Source organism: Paenibacillus piri, assembly GCF_004354045.1.
Lineage (GTDB): Bacteria > Bacillota > Bacilli > Paenibacillales > NBRC-103111 > Paenibacillus_S > Paenibacillus_S piri.
On sequence record NZ_SMRT01000004.1, the window covers coordinates 340,363 to 361,405 of the forward strand.

General features: G+C 52.0%; 21 protein-coding genes. 1 reads left to right on the forward strand and 20 read right to left on the reverse strand.

The genetic code is table 11. The features are described from left to right. Position 1: 1 nt before the first annotated feature. The 13 genes from fliF to E1757_RS12145 all read right to left on the reverse strand — a co-directional run bounded on the left by fliF (position 2) and on the right by E1757_RS12145 (position 13,722). Positions 2-1,597, reverse strand: coding sequence for a flagellar basal-body MS-ring/collar protein FliF (gene fliF / locus E1757_RS12085; protein WP_133228127.1), 1,596 nt, complete (start codon positions 1,595-1,597; stop codon positions 2-4). 44 nt (positions 1,598-1,641) lie between these two features. Next, positions 1,642-1,941 (reverse strand): flagellar hook-basal body complex protein FliE, encoded by a 300-nt coding sequence (fliE, locus tag E1757_RS12090; protein ID WP_133228129.1) that lies wholly within the window; start codon positions 1,939-1,941, stop codon positions 1,642-1,644. 25 nt (positions 1,942-1,966) lie between these two features. After that, positions 1,967-2,413: a flagellar basal body rod protein FlgC gene (gene flgC, locus E1757_RS12095; RefSeq protein WP_133228132.1), complete on the reverse strand. Its 447-nt coding sequence runs from the start codon at positions 2,411-2,413 to the stop codon at positions 1,967-1,969. Positions 2,414-2,419: 6 nt separating this feature from the next. Further along, positions 2,420-2,818, reverse strand: a complete 399-nt coding sequence (flgB, locus tag E1757_RS12100) for a flagellar basal body rod protein FlgB (RefSeq protein WP_133228441.1) — start codon at positions 2,816-2,818, stop codon at positions 2,420-2,422. 226 nt (positions 2,819-3,044) lie between these two features. Next, complete coding sequence (gene codY / locus E1757_RS12105) at positions 3,045-3,815, reverse strand: GTP-sensing pleiotropic transcriptional regulator CodY (protein WP_133228134.1); 771 nt, start codon at positions 3,813-3,815, stop codon at positions 3,045-3,047. 81 nt (positions 3,816-3,896) lie between these two features. Further along, on the reverse strand, positions 3,897-5,282 hold the full coding sequence (gene hslU, locus E1757_RS12110) for an ATP-dependent protease ATPase subunit HslU (protein WP_181956638.1): 1,386 nt from the start codon (positions 5,280-5,282) through the stop codon (positions 3,897-3,899). A 25-nt stretch (positions 5,283-5,307) separates the two neighbouring features. Continuing rightward, positions 5,308-5,853, reverse strand: a complete 546-nt coding sequence (hslV, locus tag E1757_RS12115; RefSeq protein WP_133228139.1) for an ATP-dependent protease subunit HslV — start codon at positions 5,851-5,853, stop codon at positions 5,308-5,310. Positions 5,854-6,006: 153 nt separating this feature from the next. Then, positions 6,007-7,335: an FADH(2)-oxidizing methylenetetrahydrofolate--tRNA-(uracil(54)-C(5))-methyltransferase TrmFO gene (trmFO, locus tag E1757_RS12120; RefSeq protein ID WP_133228141.1), complete on the reverse strand. Its 1,329-nt coding sequence runs from the start codon at positions 7,333-7,335 to the stop codon at positions 6,007-6,009. 48 nt (positions 7,336-7,383) lie between these two features. Next, positions 7,384-9,468 carry a type I DNA topoisomerase gene (topA, locus tag E1757_RS12125; protein WP_133228143.1) on the reverse strand — a complete coding sequence of 695 codons (2,085 nt, stop codon included), beginning with the start codon at positions 9,466-9,468 and terminating at the stop codon, positions 7,384-7,386. Positions 9,469-9,604: 136 nt separating this feature from the next. Then, the gene (gene dprA, locus E1757_RS12130) at positions 9,605-10,708 is read right to left on the reverse strand and encodes a DNA-processing protein DprA (protein WP_133228145.1); all 1,104 of its coding nucleotides are present in this window, start codon (positions 10,706-10,708) and stop codon (positions 9,605-9,607) included. Between the two features lie 257 nt (positions 10,709-10,965). After that, on the reverse strand, positions 10,966-11,898 hold the full coding sequence (gene sucD, locus E1757_RS12135) for a succinate--CoA ligase subunit alpha (protein WP_133228147.1): 933 nt from the start codon (positions 11,896-11,898) through the stop codon (positions 10,966-10,968). A gap of 65 nt (positions 11,899-11,963) precedes the next feature. After that, the gene (sucC, locus tag E1757_RS12140) at positions 11,964-13,124 is read right to left on the reverse strand and encodes an ADP-forming succinate--CoA ligase subunit beta (protein ID WP_133228149.1); all 1,161 of its coding nucleotides are present in this window, start codon (positions 13,122-13,124) and stop codon (positions 11,964-11,966) included. A gap of 394 nt (positions 13,125-13,518) precedes the next feature. Then, positions 13,519-13,722 (reverse strand): hypothetical protein, encoded by a 204-nt coding sequence (locus E1757_RS12145; protein WP_246079159.1) that lies wholly within the window; start codon positions 13,720-13,722, stop codon positions 13,519-13,521. Positions 13,723-13,942: 220 nt separating this feature from the next. Between E1757_RS12145 and E1757_RS12150 the strand changes: the two genes are divergently transcribed. Next, a complete protein-coding gene (locus E1757_RS12150) occupies positions 13,943-15,487 on the forward strand; it encodes a YifB family Mg chelatase-like AAA ATPase (RefSeq protein WP_133228154.1) in 1,545 nt (514 codons plus the stop codon). A 127-nt stretch (positions 15,488-15,614) separates the two neighbouring features. Here E1757_RS12150 and E1757_RS35765 read toward each other — a convergent pair whose 3' ends face one another. The 7 genes from E1757_RS35765 to ylqF all read right to left on the reverse strand — a co-directional run bounded on the left by E1757_RS35765 (position 15,615) and on the right by ylqF (position 21,022). Then, the gene (locus E1757_RS35765) at positions 15,615-15,782 is read right to left on the reverse strand and encodes a hypothetical protein (protein WP_165972088.1); all 168 of its coding nucleotides are present in this window, start codon (positions 15,780-15,782) and stop codon (positions 15,615-15,617) included. A gap of 199 nt (positions 15,783-15,981) precedes the next feature. Continuing rightward, entirely contained in the window at positions 15,982-16,302 is a 321-nt protein-coding gene (locus E1757_RS12155; RefSeq protein ID WP_133228156.1) for an SPW repeat domain-containing protein, read from the reverse strand. Between the two features lie 184 nt (positions 16,303-16,486). Next, a complete protein-coding gene (locus E1757_RS12160) occupies positions 16,487-16,861 on the reverse strand; it encodes a YraN family protein (RefSeq protein WP_133228158.1) in 375 nt (124 codons plus the stop codon). Between the two features lie 5 nt (positions 16,862-16,866). After that, positions 16,867-17,163 (reverse strand): EscU/YscU/HrcU family type III secretion system export apparatus switch protein, encoded by a 297-nt coding sequence (locus E1757_RS12165; RefSeq protein ID WP_133228160.1) that lies wholly within the window; start codon positions 17,161-17,163, stop codon positions 16,867-16,869. Then, positions 17,160-19,163, reverse strand: coding sequence for a hypothetical protein (locus E1757_RS12170; RefSeq protein ID WP_133228162.1), 2,004 nt, complete (start codon positions 19,161-19,163; stop codon positions 17,160-17,162). The genes E1757_RS12165 and E1757_RS12170 overlap by 4 nt, the downstream gene beginning before the upstream one ends. A gap of 74 nt (positions 19,164-19,237) precedes the next feature. Next, a complete protein-coding gene (locus tag E1757_RS12175; protein WP_133228444.1) occupies positions 19,238-19,852 on the reverse strand; it encodes a ribonuclease HII in 615 nt (204 codons plus the stop codon). Positions 19,853-20,143: 291 nt separating this feature from the next. Then, positions 20,144-21,022, reverse strand: a complete 879-nt coding sequence (gene ylqF, locus E1757_RS12180) for a ribosome biogenesis GTPase YlqF (RefSeq protein WP_133228164.1) — start codon at positions 21,020-21,022, stop codon at positions 20,144-20,146. Positions 21,023-21,043: the final 21 nt, after the last annotated feature.

A 21,043-nucleotide genomic window follows, 5' to 3' on the forward strand; every position in this document is an offset into this window, starting at 1 on the left:
TCTATTCATCTACTAGCCAAGTTCGGAGCAGGTTGACAAATTCCTCTGGCTTGCGCTTTGCCAATGTTTCCAGCTGCTTCCTTATTTGGTTATCATTAGTTACATTGTCGATATCGATAGTCGGAAACTCAACCTTAGCCGGTTCGGAAGCGGCCAGTTCTTCCTCAGCCTCCTGTTGAGCTCTCCGTCTGCGCAGAAGAAGGTAGCCGCCGCCTGCGAGCAGAGCGAGTGCAAGTCCTCCTAATCCGCCGTAAAGCAGCATTGCATTAGCGCTGGCGCCTTGGCTCGATTGCGGTCTGGCGAAGGAATGTGCGAACACCGTCACCTTCTTGTTCAAGTCGTCATCCGTCAACACCTGCTTGTTATCCGCAAGCGCCGCCCGGACAACGTTGACCAAAATTCGCTGTACGGCATCTTTCGTTTCCTGCGTCAACGAATTGGGATCATCGGCTACAGGTGGTTCAATACCTACGTTTATGGTTAAATCTTTAACAACATAAGGTGTAGCGACAATATCGTTTGTGATACGATTCACTTCGTAATTCACGGTTTTCTGCAGCTCTTCGGATTGAGCCTTACCGCTGTTGGTGCTGCCCGGATATCCGGGCACATCGGTTTGTCCCGTGCCTGGAACTCCTGCTGCAGCCGCGCCGCCATCGCTGTTGTAATTTTTTTGAATTTCTTGAACGGATATTTCCAACCCTTTTTGATCGACTGTGTTCGGAGCCGTCACCAGCTGCTGCTTCGTATTCGTCTGATCGAAGTTCATCGTCGAGAACACCTGGACGATAACCTTGTCTTTCCCGAGAATCGCACCCAGCATTTGCTGAACATTTTTTTGAATATCATTTTTAAACTGATTGTTGATTTCAAAATTTTGCGTAGCCAGGTTGGCGTTCGTCAGCTTTCCCTTGCCTTTGGAATATTCGAGCAGCTCGCCGTTTTGATCGGATATCGTAATATTTTCAATCGGCAATCCGTTCACGCTGTGGGAAACCAGATTGTACATCGTGTCCACCTTGGCTTGATCCAGCGTGTAGCCCTGCTTCAAATTCAATACGACCGATGCGGAAGCCTTCGGCTTATCCGCAGCTTTGGCCAGAAACACGCTTTCTTCCGGCAAATTGATCAGCACTTTCGAGCTGCTGATCGCGCTGTTCGAGTTGATCAGCTGTTGAAGCTCTCCTTGTACGGCGTTCACATATTTAATATTGAATTCTTTATCCGTCGTACCAAAGGTGCTGCTCTGACTAAACGCTCCATACCCGATGTTGCCGGATTTGTTCAGCCCCTGCGACTCAACCGCCAGCTTGACGCTCGCCACTTCGCTTCTGGGTACCCCTATGCTTTTGCCGTCCTCGCTTAGCTGATAAGGAATTTTCGCCCCGTCGAGGTAACCTTTGATCGATGCCGCATCGCTTGGCTGCAAATTCGTGTAAGCCAGTGCATATTCGGTTTTTGAAAAATTATAGGCAATTATACCTATTGTCAGCATGACAAGCGCGAATGTCGAAATGATCGTGATTTTTTGAGCTTTACTAAATTGATTCCAATATTGCTTCATTCGGTTCCAATATTGGACGATATTCTCGTTCACAATTCCACCCCATCCAAAGACCGTAGCTATGCTTCACAGCTCTTTTACACTTGCATTCTCATAATTTCTTGATATGCATCGATGACTTTGTTTCGAACCTGAACCGTTAGCTGTAAGCCTAAGGACGATTTCTCAGTTGCGATGATAAGCTGATGAACATCAGAAATTTCACCTTTCGCAAATTGGTCGTTAAGCTTGTCTACTTCCTGCTGCTGCTGGTTTAATTTGCCCATCGCATCCGTTAAAAAATGGCCGAACTGCTCGGATACTTCGGAGGCGCTCAAACTTTTGGGAGCTGTTTGTTGGAGAACTTGCAGCGGTTGCAGCCCCAGCTTCTCTACCATAATGAAATCCCCTTTTTAAATGTTGTTATTTACCGATTTCCAATGCTTTGGTGATGAGCGATTTCGATGCGTTCAAAGCGGTTACGTTAGCTTCATAGGAACGGGTGGCCGATATCATATCGACCATTTCTTTAAGCACGTCAACATTCGGCATCATCACATACCCGTTTTCGTCGGCATCGGGGTGCGTAGGATTGTAAACCTGCTTAAAGGGAGAAGTATCTTCCGTAATTCTCGTTACTCTAACCCCTTCTCCGGCCGTCTCCGCCTGCGCGTTTTTGAGCGCTTGCTCGAAGGTAGGCTGCTTCGCTTCAACGCTGATCAATTTTCTTTGATATGGAACCCATTTGCCATTGACCATCCGGGCTCTCGTTGAATCGGCGTTCGCAATGTTCGATGAAATGACGTCCATCCGAAATCGTTGAGCGGTTAATGCGGAAGAGCTAATGTCAAAACCGTTTGTAAGCTTCATTCACGTCTACCTCCCATCAATAGCTGTCCTGACCTTCCTGATCTCGCTTCCGACCTGCTGAGCCAACACGTTGTACCGCAATTGATTCTTGGCCATTAAAGACATTTCATAGTCCATATCCACATTGTTTAAATTGTTGTTGATCGTGGATAAATTCTCTTTCACAATTTGAGGGTCCGGCTGTGAAGGTCGTCCGATAACAAAATGGCGCGGATCCGTTCTGAATCCCTGAATCGACGAACCGTTCATTTCGTTTTGCAGCAGTTCCTCGAAGCGTACCTCGGATCTTTTGAAATACGGCGTGTCCGCGTTTGCGATATTATCCGCAATCACGCGCTGCCGCGTGCTCGCGGCATTCAAGGAACGCTCCATCTGATGAAACGCCGGCTTGTTAAGAATATCCATGTCAATTCCTGCCTTTACGCTGTCATTTGATGTACTATTCAACAAATAACCTCCATTTTCCTCCTTTGTTCGACAAATTCGTCGAAAAAATATTGCTTCCTATGGAAAATGATGAGTTATTTTGTAGCTTGTCCGAACTATATCTATATTGAAGAAAGTAGGAAATTTTTACAATAAGAAAAAAGCCCTATATTTGACAATATAGGGCATATAACATAAAAAATTATTATTTTATACTTTGAATGCCTTGTACTAATTGATCGTTCAGTATGCGAATATACGTTCCCTTCATGCCGAGCGACCGGGTTTCGATGACGCCTGCGCTTTCCAGCTTCCGCATCGCATTGACGATCACAGACCTCGTAATCCCGACACGATCGGCGATTTTGCTCGCGACCAGCAAGCCTTCCGAGCCTTCCAGCTGCTCGAAAATATGCTCGACCGCTTCGAGCTCGCTGAATGACAAAGAGCCGACCGCGACCTGAACAACCGCTTTGCTTCTCGCTTCGATTTCGATTTGCTCCGCCTTTTCCCGCAAAATTTCCATCGCGACGACGGTCGACCCATACTCGGCAAGAATCAAATCATCATCGATAAATGCGCCGCTGCGTCTCGTTAAAATCAAGGTGCCCAGACGTTCGCCCCCGCCAATTACCGGAACAATCGTAATATAAATAGGTTCTTTCGGCATATTGCCGACCAATTGATGAAATTCGCTGTCCGCATCCAAATTGGAAGATGTTTCCTCAACCTTTAGCAGCAGCTGGTTGTATTCCGTCGGAAAGCGGTTCTCCTCCAATATTGTCTCCAGCACGGTCGAATGCTGGCCTTCTCCGGAAACGGCTCTGCCGAGCACTTTGCCTTTGCGGCTGGCCACAAAAATATCGGCCCGCAATATATCGTTTAATACTTCAGCCATATTCTTGAAGCTGACCGCATTGCCGGCTTCTTTCTGCAATAATTTATTCAACCTTCGAGTCTTTGCCAATAATGTCATGGTAATGCCTCCCAATACGCACCACAATATATAAACTTGCTAGTCAAGTTGTTCGTACATCCGTAATTTATACATTCGATATTACAAAATATATTGGCTTAGATCGCGGTTCTTTACGATATCCGAAAGCTTCTCTCTCACATATTCGGGAGTAATGACAATCTGCTCCAAAGTAATTTCGGGCGCTTCAAAGGACAAATCTTCAAGCAGCTTCTCCAAAATCGTATGGAGGCGTCTCGCGCCGATATTATCGGTATTTTGATTGACATCGGCGGCAATTTTGGCAATTTCCTCGATCGCCTCATCGGAAAATTGCACCTCAATCCCCTCGGTTTCCAATAATGCCGTGTACTGCTTGGTCAACGCATGCTTCGGCTCTTTTAAAATGAGCATAAAATCCTGCTGCGTGAGGCTGCTTAACTCGACACGAATCGGAAATCTCCCCTGCAGCTCCGGAATTAAATCGGACGGCTTCGCAATATGGAACGCACCCGCTGCGATAAACAATATGTAATCGGTCTGTACCGGACCGTACTTCGTCATCACGGTCGAGCCTTCGACGATCGGCAAAATATCGCGCTGCACGCCTTCACGGGAAACATCGGGTCCCCCGCCGCGGCCGGAGCTGCAAATTTTATCGATCTCATCGATGAAAATAATGCCCAGCTGCTCCGCACGAAGCACCGCCTCCTGGATAACTTCGTCCATATCCAGCAGCTTCTGGGCTTCCTCCTGAACGAGCACCTTGCGCGCTTCCTTGATTTGCAGCTTTCGTTTTTTCATCTTTTTCGGCATCAGACTGCCGAACAGCTCCTGCATGTTCATGCCGGCCTGCTCATTGCCTTGACCGGACAGCATATCGAACATGCTCGGGGTGCTGTCTTCTACCTCAATTTCGATCGTTTGCTGCTCCAGCTCCCCTTTATCCAACTGTTCTTTTACATCTTTCCGCTTGGACATCAAATACGGGTCCGTTTCCTGCTCCTGCGGCTCATTGCCGGTATTGTTGCCAAACAGCATTTCGAGCGGATTTCGCTGCGATTTTTGCTTGGAAGGCCCCGGAACAAGAATAGCAACGATCCGCTCGTCAGCCATCTCGGCCGCTTTATCCTTCAGCTTCTCCGTCCGCTCCGCTTTCACCATACGGATCGAGGTTTCCACCAAATCGCGGACCATCGCTTCCACATCGCGGCCGACATAGCCGACCTCCGTAAACTTCGTTGCCTCCACCTTGACAAAAGGGGCGTTGACCAGCTTTGCCAGGCGCCGGGCGATTTCCGTTTTCCCCACGCCGGTCGGACCGATCATCAGTATGTTTTTGGGAACAATCTCGTCACGGATCGATTCGTCCAGCTGACTGCGCCGGAAACGGTTTCGGAGTGCGACGGCTACCGATTTTTTGGCGTTTTTTTGACCAATAATATACTTATCCAGCTGGGTGACAATCTCTCTGGGTGTTAGCGCCATATGCTTCAAGAGAGTCCCTCCTCATTCACTCGATTTCTTCTACTATTATATTGTGGTTCGTAAATACGCAAATTTCCGCCGCCATCGTTAACGCTGCCTGCGCAATCTCCCTGGCGCTCATTTGAGGCGCGTACCGATGCAGCGCCCTGCCTGCGGCCAAGGCAAAGCTGCCTCCGGACCCGATCGCCAAAATGCCGTCATCAGGCTCGATGATCTCGCCGTTGCCTGATATCAATAAAACATTGCTCGTGTCCATCACGATCATCATCGCTTCCAGTCTCCGCAGTACGCGGTCCGACCGCCAATCCTTGGCCAGCTCTACGGCAGCGCGCTGCAGGTTGCCTTGGTGCTCCTCCAGCTTCGCTTCAAATTTCTCAAACAACGTGATTGCGTCCGCGACCGAGCCGGCGAATCCCGCCACCACTTTACCACGGTAAAGCCTTCTCACTTTTTTGGCCTGCGCTTTCATCACCATACTGTTGCCGAACGTAACCTGACCGTCTCCGGCAATGGCGCCTTTGCCTTGATGGCGTATTGCAAAAATCGTCGTCGCGTGAAAAGTTTGCTCCATCCAATCTACCTCCAGAACGTACTTCGTTAAACAATCAGTCATTCAATAGAAAAACCTCGTTCGTGACGCACAACCGGGCAGCCGCGATGCAGAGGTTCGATAAAGAAGCTTTTATGAGGTTCAAAACATAATTATCGTATCACAGTACAGCTTTTACTTACAAGCGGAATTGTATTCGATTTGTGAAAAATTCTGAATTTTCTCAATTGCCCGCAAAGCAATCTTTTCATTTTTCAGTTTCTTGTTTTTTATTTTTTCATCCAGCGGCGGAAACAGTCCAAAATTGGCGTTCATCGGCTGGAAGTGCCTGAAATCGGCCGTAGTGATATAATGCGCCATGCTGCCCAGCGCCGTATCCTGCGGCAGGACGAGGCATTCCTGGCCTTTCGCAACCCGCGCCGCATTCAAGCCGGCAATCAACCCGGACGCAGCCGATTCCACGTAGCCTTCCACGCCTGTCATCTGACCGGCAAAAAACAAGCTGTCGCGATGAACAAATTGATAGGTCGGCTTCAGCAGCTTGGGCGAATTAATGAAGGTATTGCGGTGCATAACGCCATATCGGACGAATTCGGCATTTTCCAATCCGGGGATTAAGGAGAAGACACGCTTCTGCTCGCCCCATTTCAAATGCGTTTGAAAGCCGACCAGGTTATACAACGTCCCGGCCGCATTATCCTGACGAAGCTGTACGACTGCGTATGGCAGCTCGTTCGTATGCGGATTGATCAGGCCCACGGGCTTCATCGGACCGTAAAGGGCAGTCTGCTTGCCCCGCTTGGCCATCACTTCGATCGGCATGCAGCCTTCAAAATAAATTTCTTTCTCAAAATCTTTAATCGGCGCGACTTCAGCGGAAATGAGCGCTTCGTAAAACAGGTCGAACTCTTCCTCGGTCATCGGACAATTCAAATAGGCGGCCTCCCCTTTATCGTAACGGGAAGCCAAATACACCTTGCTCATATCGATCGAATCTTTCTCGATGATCGGCGCCGCGGCGTCGTAAAAGTACAAATATTCCTCACCCATCAATTCCTTCAAATGAGCGGAAAGCCCCGGCGAGGTTAACGGTCCGGTCGCAACGACCGTAATTCCCTCGGGAAGCGTCTCCAGCTCCTCGTTGCGCACCTCGATCAGCGGATGGCTGCGAAGCAGGGTGGTAACCTCCGCGGAAAAGCCGTCGCGGTCGACAGCCAGCGCTCCGCCGGCAGGGACGGCATGCTTGTCGGCGCTGCGCAGTATTAAAGAATTCAATATCCGCATTTCTTCCTTCAGAACGCCGACGGCATTCGTTAAGCCGTTGGCACGCAGCGAATTGCTGCAGACAAGCTCGGCAAATTTGTCCGAAATATGCGCCGGCGTCTTACGCACCGGACGCATTTCATATAAAATAACGGGCACGCCTTGGCTTGCAATTTGCCAGGCGGCTTCACTGCCGGCCAAGCCTGCCCCGATTACGGTTACTTTAGGCGTCTCTGACAAAATCTTATCCTCCTGATTCATCAACACGTACAAGCTAAAGCTTGCGGGCTATTCTTTTTCCTGCAGTTCTTCCTTGAAGTCGCAAGAAATGCATTGATGGAACGTACCGTTCTTGTTCCGCTTCTCGATCATCATCGAGCCGCATTTCGGACAAGGCTGCTCCACCGGCTTATCCCAGGACACAAATTCGCATTCCGGATAGCGGTCGCAGCCGTAAAAGATACGCCCTTTCTTGCTGCGGCGCTCGATGATCTTTCCTTCCTTGCAGCTCGGACAGGTTACTCCGATATCTTTGATGATCGGCTTCGTGTTGCGGCATTCCGGGAATCCGGAGCAAGCCAGAAACTTGCCGAATCTTCCCATTTTATAAACGAGATGGCGTCCGCATTTTTCACAAATTTCGTCCGATACCTCATCATGAATTTCGATTTTTTCCATTTCCTCTTCGGCAACTTCAAGCCGTTTTTCAAACGATTCGTAAAAGGAGCCGAGAACTTTGACCCAGTCTTCTTTTCCTTCCTCAACCTGGTCGAGCTCGCCTTCCATCTGCGCCGTAAACTCAACGTCCAAAATTTCCGGGAAATATTCGATCATTTGTTGAATGACCAGCTCGCCGAGCTCGGTAGGAACGAATTTTTTCTCTTCGATTGCTACATAGCCTCGCTTCTGTATCGTTTCCAGCGTAGGAGCGTAGGTGCTCGGTCGGCCGATGCCCATCTCCTCGAGCGCGCGAACCAGCCTTGCCTCGGTATACCGCGGAGGCGGCTGCGTGAAATGCTGCTTCGGATCGATCTGCTTTTTCTTTACTTTATCTCCCTGCTTCAGCGGCGGCAGCAGCTTATCCTCTTCCGTGGTGCCGTCGTCATTGCTTTCCACGTACACTTTCATGAAGCCGGGAAATTTCATTTTGGAGCCGACGGCGCGGAATACGGTATCGCCTGCCGCGATATCGACCGTCATCGTATCGAGCACGGCTGAAGCCATCTGACTCGCAACAAACCGTTCCCATACAAGCTTATATAAGCGGAATTGATCGCGGCTCAAATAATCCTTGATCGATTCCGGCTCTCTCATCACCGAGCTGGGGCGGATCGCCTCATGCGCATCCTGGGCATTTGCCGCTTTTTTCACATAGACGCGCGGCGTTTCCGGATAGAAGGCTTCTCCGTACTTTTGAACGATAAAATCTTTCGCTTCCTCTTGGGCAACCGGAGAGATGCGCGTCGAATCCGTACGCATATAGGTGATTAAACCTACCGTCCCCTCACTTCCGAGATCGATGCCTTCGTACAGCTGCTGGGCAACGGACATCGTCTTGGAGGCACGGAAGTTCAGCTTGCGCGCGGCTTCCTGCTGCAGCGAGCTCGTAATGAACGGCGGCGAAGGATTACGCAGCCGCTCTTTTTCTCTTACTTCATTAATAATAAACTCGGCTTTGTCCAAACCGGCAAGCACCGCATTGACTTCCTGCTCGTTGCCAAGCTCCTTTTTCTCGCCCTTCAGGCTGTAAAACTTGGCTTCGAACTCGGTTTTTCCTGCCAGCAGTTTGGCCGTAATGGACCAATATTCCTCGGGCACGAACGCTTTAATTTCGTTCTCGCGGTCGTAAATCAATTTGACCGCTACCGATTGTACGCGTCCTGCAGACAAGCCCTTCTTTACCTTTTTCCAGAGCAGCGGGCTTATTTTATAACCGACCAACCGGTCGAGAATACGGCGCGCCTGCTGCGCGTTGACAAGATCCAAATTGATTTTGCGCGGCGTTTTAAAAGCGTCCTTGACCGCCTGCTTCGTAATTTCGTTAAATACGACGCGGCATGTTTCCGTTTCATCCAGCTCCAAATAATGAGCCAGATGCCAGGCTATTGCCTCGCCTTCGCGATCCGGGTCAGCCGCCAGATAAACTTTTTTCACTTTTTTGCGGGCATCCTTCAATTCCTTCAGTACGGAACCTTTGCCGCGAATCGTAATATACTTGGGCTCGAAGTTCTTTTTAATTTCAACACCGATTTGGCTCTTCGGAAGATCGCGAATATGGCCCATCGATGCTTTGACAATGAACTTGTTGCCCAAATATTTGCCGATGGTTTTTGCTTTTGCGGGTGACTCTACAATGACTAAGGAATCCGCCATAGCCGTCCTCCCTCCCTTGGGTAATGGATAGATCGTACAATCGCGGCTGCTGAGAAGCAAGCCGGTTGTACGGATTTGTATTCGCTGCTTATTGCGAAACAGCCGGTTCGCAAGCTTCGCGCAACCGCTGCTCAAATTAATTAATCGCATAAATAGAACCCGGTAACTGTTCCACACGCTTTGTCAATAGTAAATTTAACAGAACTGAGTGCAAATGTCCAAAGTTAAATTGGGTTCGGGCAAGCAGCTCGTCGACAGACATCGGCTGATCCAGCAGTAAATCGACGACGATTTTCTCATCCGGCGACAATTGTGGCGCATTCTGCCTTATAGAATTACTATTTGCCGAATGGCTCCCCGGTATCCGGTACGGATATTCCTCCAGAATGTCCTGAACACTGCAAACGAGCTTTGCCCCCTGCTTGATCAACGCAAGCGCTCCCTGGCTTTTTGGCGAATTGATCGGTCCCGGTATGGCAAACACGTCGCGCGACTCCTCCAGCGCTTGATCGGCTGTAATGAGCGAACCGCTTTGCAGCGCCGCTTCGACGACAAGCACGCCTAGGCTGAGCCCCGCAATAATGCGGTTGCGCTGCGGGAACAAACCCGGATGCGGCTTCGTATTCAAAGGATATTCGCTGAGCAGCAGGCCATTTGACGCAATCATGTCGTATAACGGCTTATTTTCAGGCGGGTACACTTGCTCGATGCTGCAGCCCAAAACTGCGATTGTACCGCCATCCGCCTTCAGCGCTCCGGCATGTGCCGCACTGTCGATGCCTCTGGCCAGTCCGCTGACTACGCAAACACCGGCGGTTGACAGCGCTTCCGAAATGTGCTCGGCCGTCTTCCGTCCATAAACGGTCGGGGTTCTGGTGCCCACAACCGCTATGCACGGCTGGTTCAATAACCGTACGTCGCCCCGATAATAAAGCACCCAGGGGGGCTGCGCCGTTTCCTTCAATAGATCGGGATACTCCTCATCGAAACGCGTAAGCATGCCGATTCCCAACCGCTCGTATCGCTCCAGCAGCTTTTGCATCGGCTCCTGCGCGGCAAGCCTTAGAGCTTGCGCAAGGGCCTCGGCCCGGGACGGCGTCAAGCCGCGCGCCTGCCAGTCGGAAGCTTGAAGGGCAAGCGTCTCCGACAAGTCCGGAAACAACCCTAGTATAAGCTGAATCGTCCTCCAGCCGATCTTATCGGCGTGGTGCATGGCAATCAAAATGGTTCTATTGTTCATATAGTATATTACACTCCTTCTTTGAGAACAACTTTTGAAAGGGTCCCCCGCATTGACGTGAAGCTCTGAAGCCGATTCCGCCACCCCGTGTTCACCGGGTTTCATCAACAATGCAAGCAACTCTTGATATTACTTTTGGGGATACCCCCGCCTAAGACTCCCGGTTATCCAACGAAATATGCCGCGCACAATTTCTTAAACGAAAAAAAGCCCTCCGTTCCTTTAAGGAACAGAAGGCTGCTTGCCTATCGTATCGTTTATTTTTTAGTGATGCATTTGTCAAGAAGGCCTTTTTCTTCCAATACGCTGACGAGCGTGGAGCCCATCTCGGAAGGTGTCGGAGCTACTTTAATGCCGCAGCGTTCCATCGTCGCCACCTTCTCGGCAGCCGTACCTTTACCGCCGGAAATGATCGCGCCGGCATGGCCCATCCGTTTGCCCGGAGGCGCCGTTTGGCCGCCGATGAAGCCGACAACCGGCTTCTTCATGTTGGCCGCGATCCACTCGGCTGCTTCCTCTTCGGCCGTTCCGCCGATTTCACCGATCATAATGACCGCATACGTGTCCGGATCGTCGTTAAACAGCTTCAAAATATCGATAAACTCGGAGCCTTTGACCGGGTCGCCGCCAATCCCTACGGCGGACGATTGTCCGATGCCGCGGGTCGACAGCTGATGAACCGCTTCGTAGGTCAAAGTTCCGCTGCGGGAAACGACGCCGACGTGACCAGGCGTATGAATATAGCCCGGCATAATGCCGATTTTAATTTCGCCCGGCGTAATAAGTCCCGGACAGTTAGGTCCGATCAAGCGGGTTTTCTTGCCTTCCATATAACGGGATACTTTGACCATATCCAATACCGGAATGCCTTCCGTGATGCAAATGGCAAGATCAAGCTCGGCATCGACGGCCTCCATAATGGCATCCGCCGCAAAAGCAGGCGGTACGTAAATAACGGAAACCGTTGCGCCTGTCGCCGCTTTCGCTTGAGCGACCGTGTTGTACACAGGCAGCGAAACGACTTTGCCGTTTTCCAGCGTAATGTCGACGTTGGTGCCGCCCTTGCCCGGCGTCACGCCGCCGACCATTTGCGTGCCGTAATCAAGCGCGCCTTTCGTATGGAACATACCTACGGAGCCCGTGATCCCTTGCGTAATAACTTTCGTATCTTTATTGATTAAAATACTCATTTGATTAGGTCACATCCCTTGATTTTTTTCACGAAGAAACGCAGTTCAACAGCGTAAAGAATTAATTAAGAAACGAGAGCGACGATTTTTTGCGCTCCGTCCGCCATCGAATCCGCCGCTACGATATTCAAGCCGGATTCGTTCAAAATTTTCTTGCCGAGGTCAACGTTCGTACCTTCCAGACGGACAACGAGCGGACGGCTCAAGCCTACCTGCTTCGCCGCTTCCACAACGCCGTTTGCGATAACGTCGCACTTCATGATGCCGCCGAAAATGTTGACGAAAATTCCTTTAACCGCATCGTCGGAAAGAATGATTTTAAACGCTTCGGTTACTTTCTCCGCTGTAGCGCCGCCCCCTACATCAAGGAAGTTGGCCGGCTCGCCGCCGTAATATTTAATTATATCCATCGTCGCCATAGCAAGACCCGCGCCGTTTACGAGGCAGCCGATGTTGCCGTCAAGCGCGATGTAGCTCAAGTCGAATTTGGAAGCCTGGATTTCTTTCTCGTCTTCTTCCTCCAAGTCGCGAAGCTCGAGAATATCCTTATGACGGTACAAAGCGTTGGAGTCAAAGTTCAATTTGGCGTCCAAAGCCATCACATCGCCGCCGCCGGTTACAACGAGCGGGTTGATCTCTGCAATCGAGCAATCTTTATCGACAAAGGCCGCGTAAAGAGCCGTCATAAATTTAACCGCTTTGTTAACCAATTCACCAGGAATGTTAATCGCGTAAGCCAATTTGCGCGCCTGGAAAGCTTGCAATCCGATCGCCGGATCGATCACTTCCTTGAAAATTTTCTCCGGAGTGTGAGCAGCGACTTCCTCGATCTCGGTGCCGCCCTCTTCCGAAGCCATCATAACGACGCGTCCCGTACCGCGGTCCACAACGACGCCGACGTAATATTCTTTCTTAATATCGCAGCCTTGCTCGATCAACAGACGCTTCACTTCTTTGCCTTCTGGACCGGTCTGATGGGTGACGAGCACCTTGCCTAAAATTTCTTGAGCGTATGTACGAACCTCGTCCAAGTTTTTGGCAACTTTAACGCCGCCCGCTTTTCCGCGTCCGCCCGCATGAATTTGCGCTTTAACTACAACTACGGAAGTTCCGAGCTGCTTTGCCGCTTCCACGGCTTCGTCCACCGTAAAAGCGACTTTCCCTTCGGGAACGGCAACCCCATACTGTTTCAGTACTTGTTTGCCCTGGTACTCATGGATATTCATTTAGCAAAATCCTCCTATCAGTTATAGCTTGCTATAAAGAAATCAGAACCTGCGGCTTGTGCGCAAGCTCCGCATCAACACTTAGGAATCCTTTCGCTATTACGCATGCGGAATCCTGCCTGCTGCAGATAATGCAACAAAACCTTCATAATTGTACCACTTTTTTTCGACAGTTTCCTTAGTTTTTCAAGGAAAGCCGACTTTTTTCAATTAAACTTTTTTATGCCTCTGAAAAAATTCACGTATTATATCATTCCCAAGGAAATAAAAAGCAAAACACGCAGACCCAAAAGCGACGAGATGCTGCAAAGCTGATTCCGGGTACACAAAAACAAAAACGCATCTTTCCGAATAAACCAGAAACATGCGCCATGGAAAACGATTATATTTTTCGTTACGAATAGCTCGGATCGGTCGGGGTCACGCTTCTCGGTTCCCGCTCCGCCTGCTTAATAAACCGCATTTCGTTGCCCGTAAAGCTGCATACAAGACACTGGATCGTCGGCTCTGTATCTTGAATTTGCTGCGGCTCGGTTACCTCCTGAACGGTACCTGTTAAAGCGTCCTTCATGAAACGCTGCGAGAAACTTGAAATCATGCTGAATTTGACCCGGTTTGATCTACAGTTTGGACAAAAATAAGGCTTGTCCTGCATGGTTATCACCTCTTTACCTTGTATATCCAGTTTTGTTCGGGTTTAACCGTCTGAAAAGAGAATTGCCAAAACAGCGGACGGAAGGTACAATAAAAGCAATCATAGGACGGTAAGGAAGCACCTTTTGCCCATGAATCAATTTGGGGGAAGGTGCCTTTTTGTCATGTACGGTAAAGTGATGAGCGCATGCCTGCACGGCGTGGAAGGAAAGCTGGTCGAGGTGGAGGTCGATTTAAGCAACGGATTGCCGCAGATGAATATCGTCGGCCTGCCCGACAGCGCCGTTAAAGAATCGATGGAACGCGTTCGCGCCGCGATAAAAAATTGCGGATATTCATTTCCGCTGCAGAGAATTACGGTCAATCTGGCGCCTGCGGATATCCGGAAGGAAGGCGCATTCGACCTGGCCATCGCCCTCGGCATTTTATCGGCAAGCGGACAGCTGCAATTGGAGCGGACGGAACAGACGCTCATCCTGGGCGAGCTGGCTTTGGAAGGCTCCGTCCGACCGGTGCCGGGCGTTCTTTCCATGATGGCGAGCGCCAAGGAAATGGGAATTCGGCGCGTCATCGTTCCCGGTCACAATGCGGCCGAAGCGTCGCTTATAGCCGGTATGGATGTAGCCTCGCTCAACCATCTGAGCGAGCTGCGGCAAAGCGGCGGCGAGTTGTCAATTAACCACATTAATGTTTTAGAACATATACTAAACTCGGGCCAAAGCAACGAAACCTTTTACTCCGAAGACTACAGCGATGTTTCAGGACAGCTGCATGTCAAGCGCGCCTTGATGATATGTGCCGCCGGCATGCACAATATTTTACTGGTAGGTCCGCCGGGCACCGGGAAAACGATGCTGGTGAAACGGCTGCCCACCATTCTTCCCGATATGTCCGAGCAGGAAGCGCTCGATGTGACCAAAATTTACAGCGCCTCGGGAAAATTCGCCGACCGCAGCAGCCTGATCAGCAAGCGCCCGTTCCGTATGCCTCATCATACGATATCGGCTGCCGGGCTGGTCGGCGGAGGGACGGTTCCGAAGCCGGGAGAAATCAGTCTCGCACATCGGGGCGTGCTGTTTCTCGACGAGCTGCCCGAGTTTTCAAGGGCCGTGCTGGAGGTGCTGCGACAGCCGCTGGAGGATCGGCATGTCACGATCGGACGGGCCCGTGCCGTGTACCGGTTCCCGGCTCATTTTATAATGGCCGCATCCATGAACCCGTGCCCTTGCGGATTCCTCGGTGCGGAGACTGCTTCGCATGCTTGCACATGCAGTCCGTTAAAAATCGAACACTATCGTTCGAAAATATCGGGCCCGCTGCTGGACCGTATCGACCTGCAGGTAGAGGTGCCGCGCATCGACTTTGCGCAAATCGCAGATACGCAGCCCCAGCTTTCCTCGCGGCAGATGAAGGAGCAGGTAGACCGCGTCCGCCGTATCCAGCTTGAGCGGTATGCGCATTCTGGTATCCTGTTTAACGGCGAGCTGTCCGGCAAGCTGCTCAAAATGCACTGCAGGCTGCAGCCCGACGCGGAGCGGCTGCTTCGGCAATCGTTCGAGGTGCTCGGGTTAAGCGTCCGGGCCTACGATCGGATATTGAAAATTGCCCGCACCATTGCCGATCTCGAAGGCGATGAGCAGCTGAACGACAACCATGTGGCGGAAGCGCTGCAGTACCGCAGCCTGGACAAGAAAGTCACGCATATTTGACGAGCTCAGATGCGAATTCAGATGAATTGCGAAGCCTCCAACCAGTCTCGTCAACGTGCAGCTGTTCATTTTCGGGCAACAAAAAACGCATTCCCCGATGAAGGTTCGGAGAATGCGCAAGGCTCGGTCAGCCTGAGGCCGTGTCCTGTTCGGCATCGTCGGCCGCAGTGTCGGCAATTTCGGTCTCGCGGTAATAATAGGCAAAAATCCCGTCTTCCGTCGGGTAGTAAACATAATCCGTCTGCTGTTCCGGTATAAAATAATCTTTCAGAAACGTTCTCATTTTGGCAAACACATGTTTCACTCCTTCTTCGCGGCATCATTAATATATAAGTGTGCACAACTGTTCAGCCGAATATGCACGCATCAATGGCCGGGAAGAAGGATGGAGCGCAACAGGACGATCGAAAACGAAATCGCATTTGCGTATTTCAAGCGCCAATCCCGTTCACAGAAAATAAGACTGTCTCATAATACGAACAGCGAGATAAATTTTATTGGGATTCGGGAAAAAGGAGCGCGTAATTAATCAGTATCGTTGCAAGTCCCAAAACTTCAAGCACAACGATCTGCAGCAAGGGCAAATTAAAAGCGTTAGGAAAAATAATAAACCAGATGCCGATGAACAGCGGCAGCCCGTTCAGCCAGCTTTTACCTCCCGGAAACGATATCGCAAGCAATGAAAATAAACATTGGATTCCGCCAAGAATGAAGCATAAATACGTCTCCAAACCGCTCGCCGTCAATCCGAACATCCAAGGTGTAAGCAAAAACCATACGCCAATAAAGGAAGAGATCGCGTTTTTGACAATCATGGCCGGACACACCTCCATCATTTGCTCTCCTATTATATTTATATGCAAGCGATTTCATAGATGTGATTTTTATTATAAAAACAGGCTTCCGGCTGACCCAATCACGAAAAAGACATGGCTTGGGCCATGTCTTTTAGTAGCAATCCTATAAGTTTAATGCATGGAGAGAGCAATCCGCAGCCGCTTAAAATGCGTTGGTAAAATGCTCCAAAGCTTGCAGATGCCCTTCCGGATCCGTCATGACGGAGATCACGTCGAACCTCTGTTGGCGGTCAAGCAGCTGGTGCCGGTGCGCGTAATACTGCGCCGTCTCCGTTACCTTGCGCTGTTTCAAGGCATCGACCGATTCCTGAGGCGTGCCGAATTGCCGCGTCCCCGAACGGGTGCGCACCTCGATAAATACCAATAACGGCCCGTCCATGGCAATCAGATCAATTTCGCCGGTCCGGCAGCGCCAGTTTTGGGCCAATATCTCGTAATGCAACGAACGCAAGTGCTCCGATGCGAAATGTTCCCCGACGGCGCCAAGCTGTTTCCGGGTAAGCTTCCCCGTATTCATCGATATCAGGCCTCGTTTCTGATCTGCTGTCGTGCCCTGCCGTCCGAACGATAAATAAAGCTTAAAATTTCAGCCACCAGCTGATACAGCTCGGAAGGTATTTCCTGATCCAAATCCAGCTTGGATAAAACCTCCACCAGCGAGGAATCCTCTTGAATCGGAACGCCGTTGTCTTTCGCTTTCTTCATAATCGCATCGGCCAAATGACCCTTCCCTTTGGCGACCAATACCGGCGCTTTTTGATCGGGCGCATATTTTAGGGCGACAGCTTTTTTGATCGGGCTCGGATTGCCTTCCTTCATACGCGAACATCCATTCCTCTGTAAGGTTTCGTGCCGTAAACCGCCTTCACATGCGACGCGGCTGGATCCTTCCCCCCGCTTTCCGTCCCGGTCCCCTGCATGTGCTGGCCTTTTTCCGGATAAGGGCTGCATTTCAATGAAATAAACTGATAACCGATACCTGCAAGTCCGGCCATAATTTCTTCCCGCTGCGCTTCGAGCAGCTCCCGGATAAACGGCTGATCGTTCATGACGCGCAGGCTGACAATTTTATCCACAACCTGCACGTCGACCATCGTATCCCCGAGCGTTTTCATCTGCAGATCAAATACGAGGCGGCAGTTTTGCGCATCGATCATTCCGCGCGGCCCTTTGCGCGATTGAATATGAATCGCAGCCGTCTGTTCTCCATTGGCATTCATCAAGGGAACAAACAAGGTCATATGCGTAAACATGGATGTTTTATCGGAATTCAGCAGCAGCTGCTGACCTGTAATTTGCTGAACCGTCTGCTGCGCCGCATCTTTCACCGCGGCCGGCACGTCATCGGCCTGCAGCAGCTGGAGCAGCGCGCCTTTTAACGTCTCGGCCGACTTCTGCTGTTCCATGGACAAGGCGGCAGCAGCATCCTGGCCTGCAGCTGCCGGCGCCCCAATATCGGCCGACCTGCCATGCCCCGGATGATCGGGCAATTTGCCGATATGCAGCTCGTGCTCGACCCCCAAAGCTTTCATCATTCGCGAAATCCAATGCTCGCCGGTTCCTGCAGACTGGGGGGCGGAACCCGGCTGCTGCGGCAGCTCGCGTGCGAAGAGCGCGGGGCTGCCGCCATTGCTGTCCGACGCGTCCGGGACAGCGGCTGCCGCTCCGGCGCTCGTCGCTGGAGCGCCGCCAACGCTTGCAGCAGCGGGCGCCGGCTGCTGCAGCTGCTGCGCCGCGTCGGCTGCGGGGAGGACAATTCCCTGTCCTCCCGGGCTTGCCGCGGCGGCAGCGGCTCCGGCGGCGGCTTGTCCCGCCGCCGTTTGCGCAGCTGCGGGCGGACTCGCCGCAGCTGCGCCGGGCGCGCCGGGCGAAGCCGCCGGCGCCGCAGTGCCGGCAGCGCTTGCGCCGCTGCCGGAAGCATCCGGCGGCGCGGGCATGCCGCCGCCTGTATTTGCGGCGGCAGCCGGACCGCTGCCGCCCGGCGCTGCCGGCGCGCCCGCTAGCGGCGCGCCCTGGTCCGGCAAGCCGGCTGCGCCGCCGGCTTGCGCCGCTCCTTGGCCGGCGGCCTGGCTGCCGGCCGGTCCTGTCGCCGGCTGCGCGCCGCCGGCGGCAGCCGCAGGCTCCGGCGGGGGCAGCAGCAGCCCCGCCGATTTCCGCAGCAGCGCGATGACCTGCTTCGCGCTGTTCAAGGCCGTCCGTGTTGACTCGGACAACACGGGGCTATCGCCCAGCAGCTTGCTCATCTGCGAATCGAGCTGCTGCAGCGATTCATGAAAGGCCGGCCCGGCAACGGCCTGTTTAACCGCTTGGACGGTATCCGGAGTCAGCGGCAGCCCCTTCTGAAAAGCGACGACAGCAGCCGGCACCCAATCGTCCGTCTGCTGCGAAGCGGCCGGCAGCTGGGCCTGGAGATGCGTAAAAGCGTGCATCGATTCCTTGGTTAACGGAACGCCCGCTTGATGAAGCGTCTGGACCATTTGCCGGTTTGTCCCGTTGTCCGGCATGCCGATATTTTTCAGCACCTCGCCCAGCGAATCGTCGGCGATCTGTACCGCTGACGCCTCCAGCGGCTTTAAAAGCACTTGACCGGTCGCCGTCGTCTCCGGCTGCACCTGCAGCAGCGCAATTTGTCCCGGCTTCAGCGGCGTTTCCAGACGGGCGCGAACCTGCACGCCTCCGATATTCATCAGCGCCTCCTGATCGGCGATCAGCTGCAGCACCAATCCTTTGACGACTTCCCCCGCTTTAAGCTCCAACGTCTTCGGCTCTGCCGCCTGGACATCGCCGATGAAGCTGCGTATGAGCCCGCTAATATTCAACAACGCACACCTCCGATCTATTCGATAAGTTTATTATCGGCAGTATGAGTGCTACATTTCAGTGCCGCCGCAGGTTAAAACAGCTCCTGCTGTACGGCCTCGACAACTATGTTTTTTAAAAAAGTTTTGCGGTGAAGCGGCGTAGCCCCGAATTGCTGAATTCGTTCGCGGTGAAGCTTCGTGGCGTAGCCTTTATGTAAAGCAATTCCGTATTCCGGGTAATCCAGTTCCCACTGCAGGCACATGCGGTCGCGGGTTACTTTTGCGACAATGGAAGCGGCGGCTATCGATTGGCTCAATGCATCGCCGTGTATAACGGCCATCTGCTCGATAGGCATGTCCACTTTCTCCGCATCGACCAGCAAATAATCGGGAACGGGTTCCAGCCCCTCCACAGCCCGCTTCATAGCCAGCCGCGCCGCCTGTTTAATATTGATCCGCTCAATTGTCGGCACGTCCGCAATGCCAATACCGATAGCGACGGCTTCATCGGATATAAGCTCGAATAATTGCTCCCGCTTTTTCGGGCTAAGCTTTTTCGAATCGTTCACTTCTTCCAGTACAAGACCGGGCGGTAAAATAACGGCCGCCGCGACCACATCGCCGAACAGGCAGCCCCGTCCCACTTCGTCCACGCCAGCGATGCAGCGCTTTCCTTGGTCCCAAATTGACTGCTCGTATTCCAACAGCATACATATGACTTCCTTTCTTAGCCAAAACAGCCTGCACTGCCCATTATACTAGAAACGGCCGACGCCGAATACGGCCTTGTGCAAAATTGATCCCGAATCCCTCTGCGCAAAGATCGACATATCGTTTGATTGCGGTAGAGGCTGAAGGAGTCGGGTCTGTTATGAGGAGTCGGCTTTATCGAAGATGGCGTTGAGGTGACGAAGAAAGCTTTTGAGCCGCAGGCGATCATCCCGTTGCAAGGTCGACCGAATTAACAAAAAAAGCCACCCCGCAATGGAGTGACCGAATTATTGGGTTGTCGTTTCATCGGGAGCTTCCAGACTGATTCTCCCCATCTTGCCTGCGCGCAGCTCGCGCAAAATGGTCAAAGACGCCTTATCCAGATCGACGCGCCCGCCGCTCAGCAGAGCGCCTCTTTTACGTCCTATCGCTTCCATGACCTCGATCACGGCTTCGGTATCGCCCGGATCTTCCGGCAGCTTCTCGACGCCAAATCGTTCCTGTAGAGACGTTCCATAGTGAGCGCACAAGTAGCGTATCGCATACAATGCAATATCGGCCGTATACAACAGCTCTTCTTTTATTGCGCCGGTTACGGCAAGCCGCATCCCGACCTCCTGATCCTCGAACTTGGGCCATAAAATACCCGGCGTATCAAGCAGCTCCATCTCGCTTCCCACTTTAATCCACTGCTGTCCTTTCGTCACTCCGGGCTTATCTCCGGTGGCCGCAATTTTCCGGCCTGCCAGCCGGTTAATGAGCGTCGATTTGCCGACATTCGGAATTCCGACAATAAGCGCCCGGACTGCCCGCGGTTTAATCCCTTTGCGCAGCTGCGTTTCAAATTTGGCCGCCATCAGCTGCTTGCAGCGAGCCATAATCTCCTTCATCTGATTGCCGTTGGCCGCATCGACCGGCAGCGCCTGCAGTCCTTGTCCGGCGAAGTAGGCGACCCACTGTGCCGTTACCTCGGGATCGGCCAAATCATTTTTGTTCAGCAGCACGAGACGCGGTTTATTTTGCAAAATTTCATCGATCATCGGATTTCTGCTGGAAAGCGGTATTCGTGCATCCAACAGCTCGATCACGACATCGATCAGTTTCAGCTTGGCCTCAATCTGACGCCTTGCCCTTGTCATGTGACCAGGAAACCATTGAATCGTCATTGCGGTCACCTCAATTTTTCA

Bases quoted from the DNA above. Each gene is read 5' to 3' on its own strand.
- E1757_RS12150 (WP_133228154.1), top strand. From the start codon at position 13,943: ATGTACGGTAAAGTGATGAGCGCATGCCTGCACGGCGTGGAAGGAAAG.
- sucD (WP_133228147.1), bottom strand. From the start codon at position 11,898: ATGAGTATTTTAATCAATAAAGATACGAAAGTTATTACGCAAGGGATC.
- codY (WP_133228134.1), bottom strand. From the start codon at position 3,815: ATGACATTATTGGCAAAGACTCGAAGGTTGAATAAATTATTGCAGAAA.
- fliE (WP_133228129.1), bottom strand. From the start codon at position 1,941: ATGGTAGAGAAGCTGGGGCTGCAACCGCTGCAAGTTCTCCAACAAACA.
- sucC (WP_133228149.1), bottom strand. From the start codon at position 13,124: ATGAATATCCATGAGTACCAGGGCAAACAAGTACTGAAACAGTATGGG.
- E1757_RS12155 (WP_133228156.1), bottom strand. From the start codon at position 16,302: ATGATTGTCAAAAACGCGATCTCTTCCTTTATTGGCGTATGGTTTTTG.
- E1757_RS12160 (WP_133228158.1), bottom strand. From the start codon at position 16,861: ATGAATACGGGGAAGCTTACCCGGAAACAGCTTGGCGCCGTCGGGGAA.
- hslU (WP_181956638.1), bottom strand. From the start codon at position 5,282: ATGGCGCTAACACCCAGAGAGATTGTCACCCAGCTGGATAAGTATATT.
- topA (WP_133228143.1), bottom strand. From the start codon at position 9,468: ATGGCGGATTCCTTAGTCATTGTAGAGTCACCCGCAAAAGCAAAAACC.
- E1757_RS12165 (WP_133228160.1), bottom strand. From the start codon at position 17,163: ATGAAGGAAGGCAATCCGAGCCCGATCAAAAAAGCTGTCGCCCTAAAA.
- hslV (WP_133228139.1), bottom strand. From the start codon at position 5,853: ATGGAGCAAACTTTTCACGCGACGACGATTTTTGCAATACGCCATCAA.
- dprA (WP_133228145.1), bottom strand. From the start codon at position 10,708: ATGAACAATAGAACCATTTTGATTGCCATGCACCACGCCGATAAGATC.
- E1757_RS12145 (WP_246079159.1), bottom strand. From the start codon at position 13,722: ATGATTTCAAGTTTCTCGCAGCGTTTCATGAAGGACGCTTTAACAGGT.
- ylqF (WP_133228164.1), bottom strand. From the start codon at position 21,022: ATGACGATTCAATGGTTTCCTGGTCACATGACAAGGGCAAGGCGTCAG.
- flgC (WP_133228132.1), bottom strand. From the start codon at position 2,413: ATGAAGCTTACAAACGGTTTTGACATTAGCTCTTCCGCATTAACCGCT.
- flgB (WP_133228441.1), bottom strand. From the start codon at position 2,818: ATGGATATTCTTAACAAGCCGGCGTTTCATCAGATGGAGCGTTCCTTG.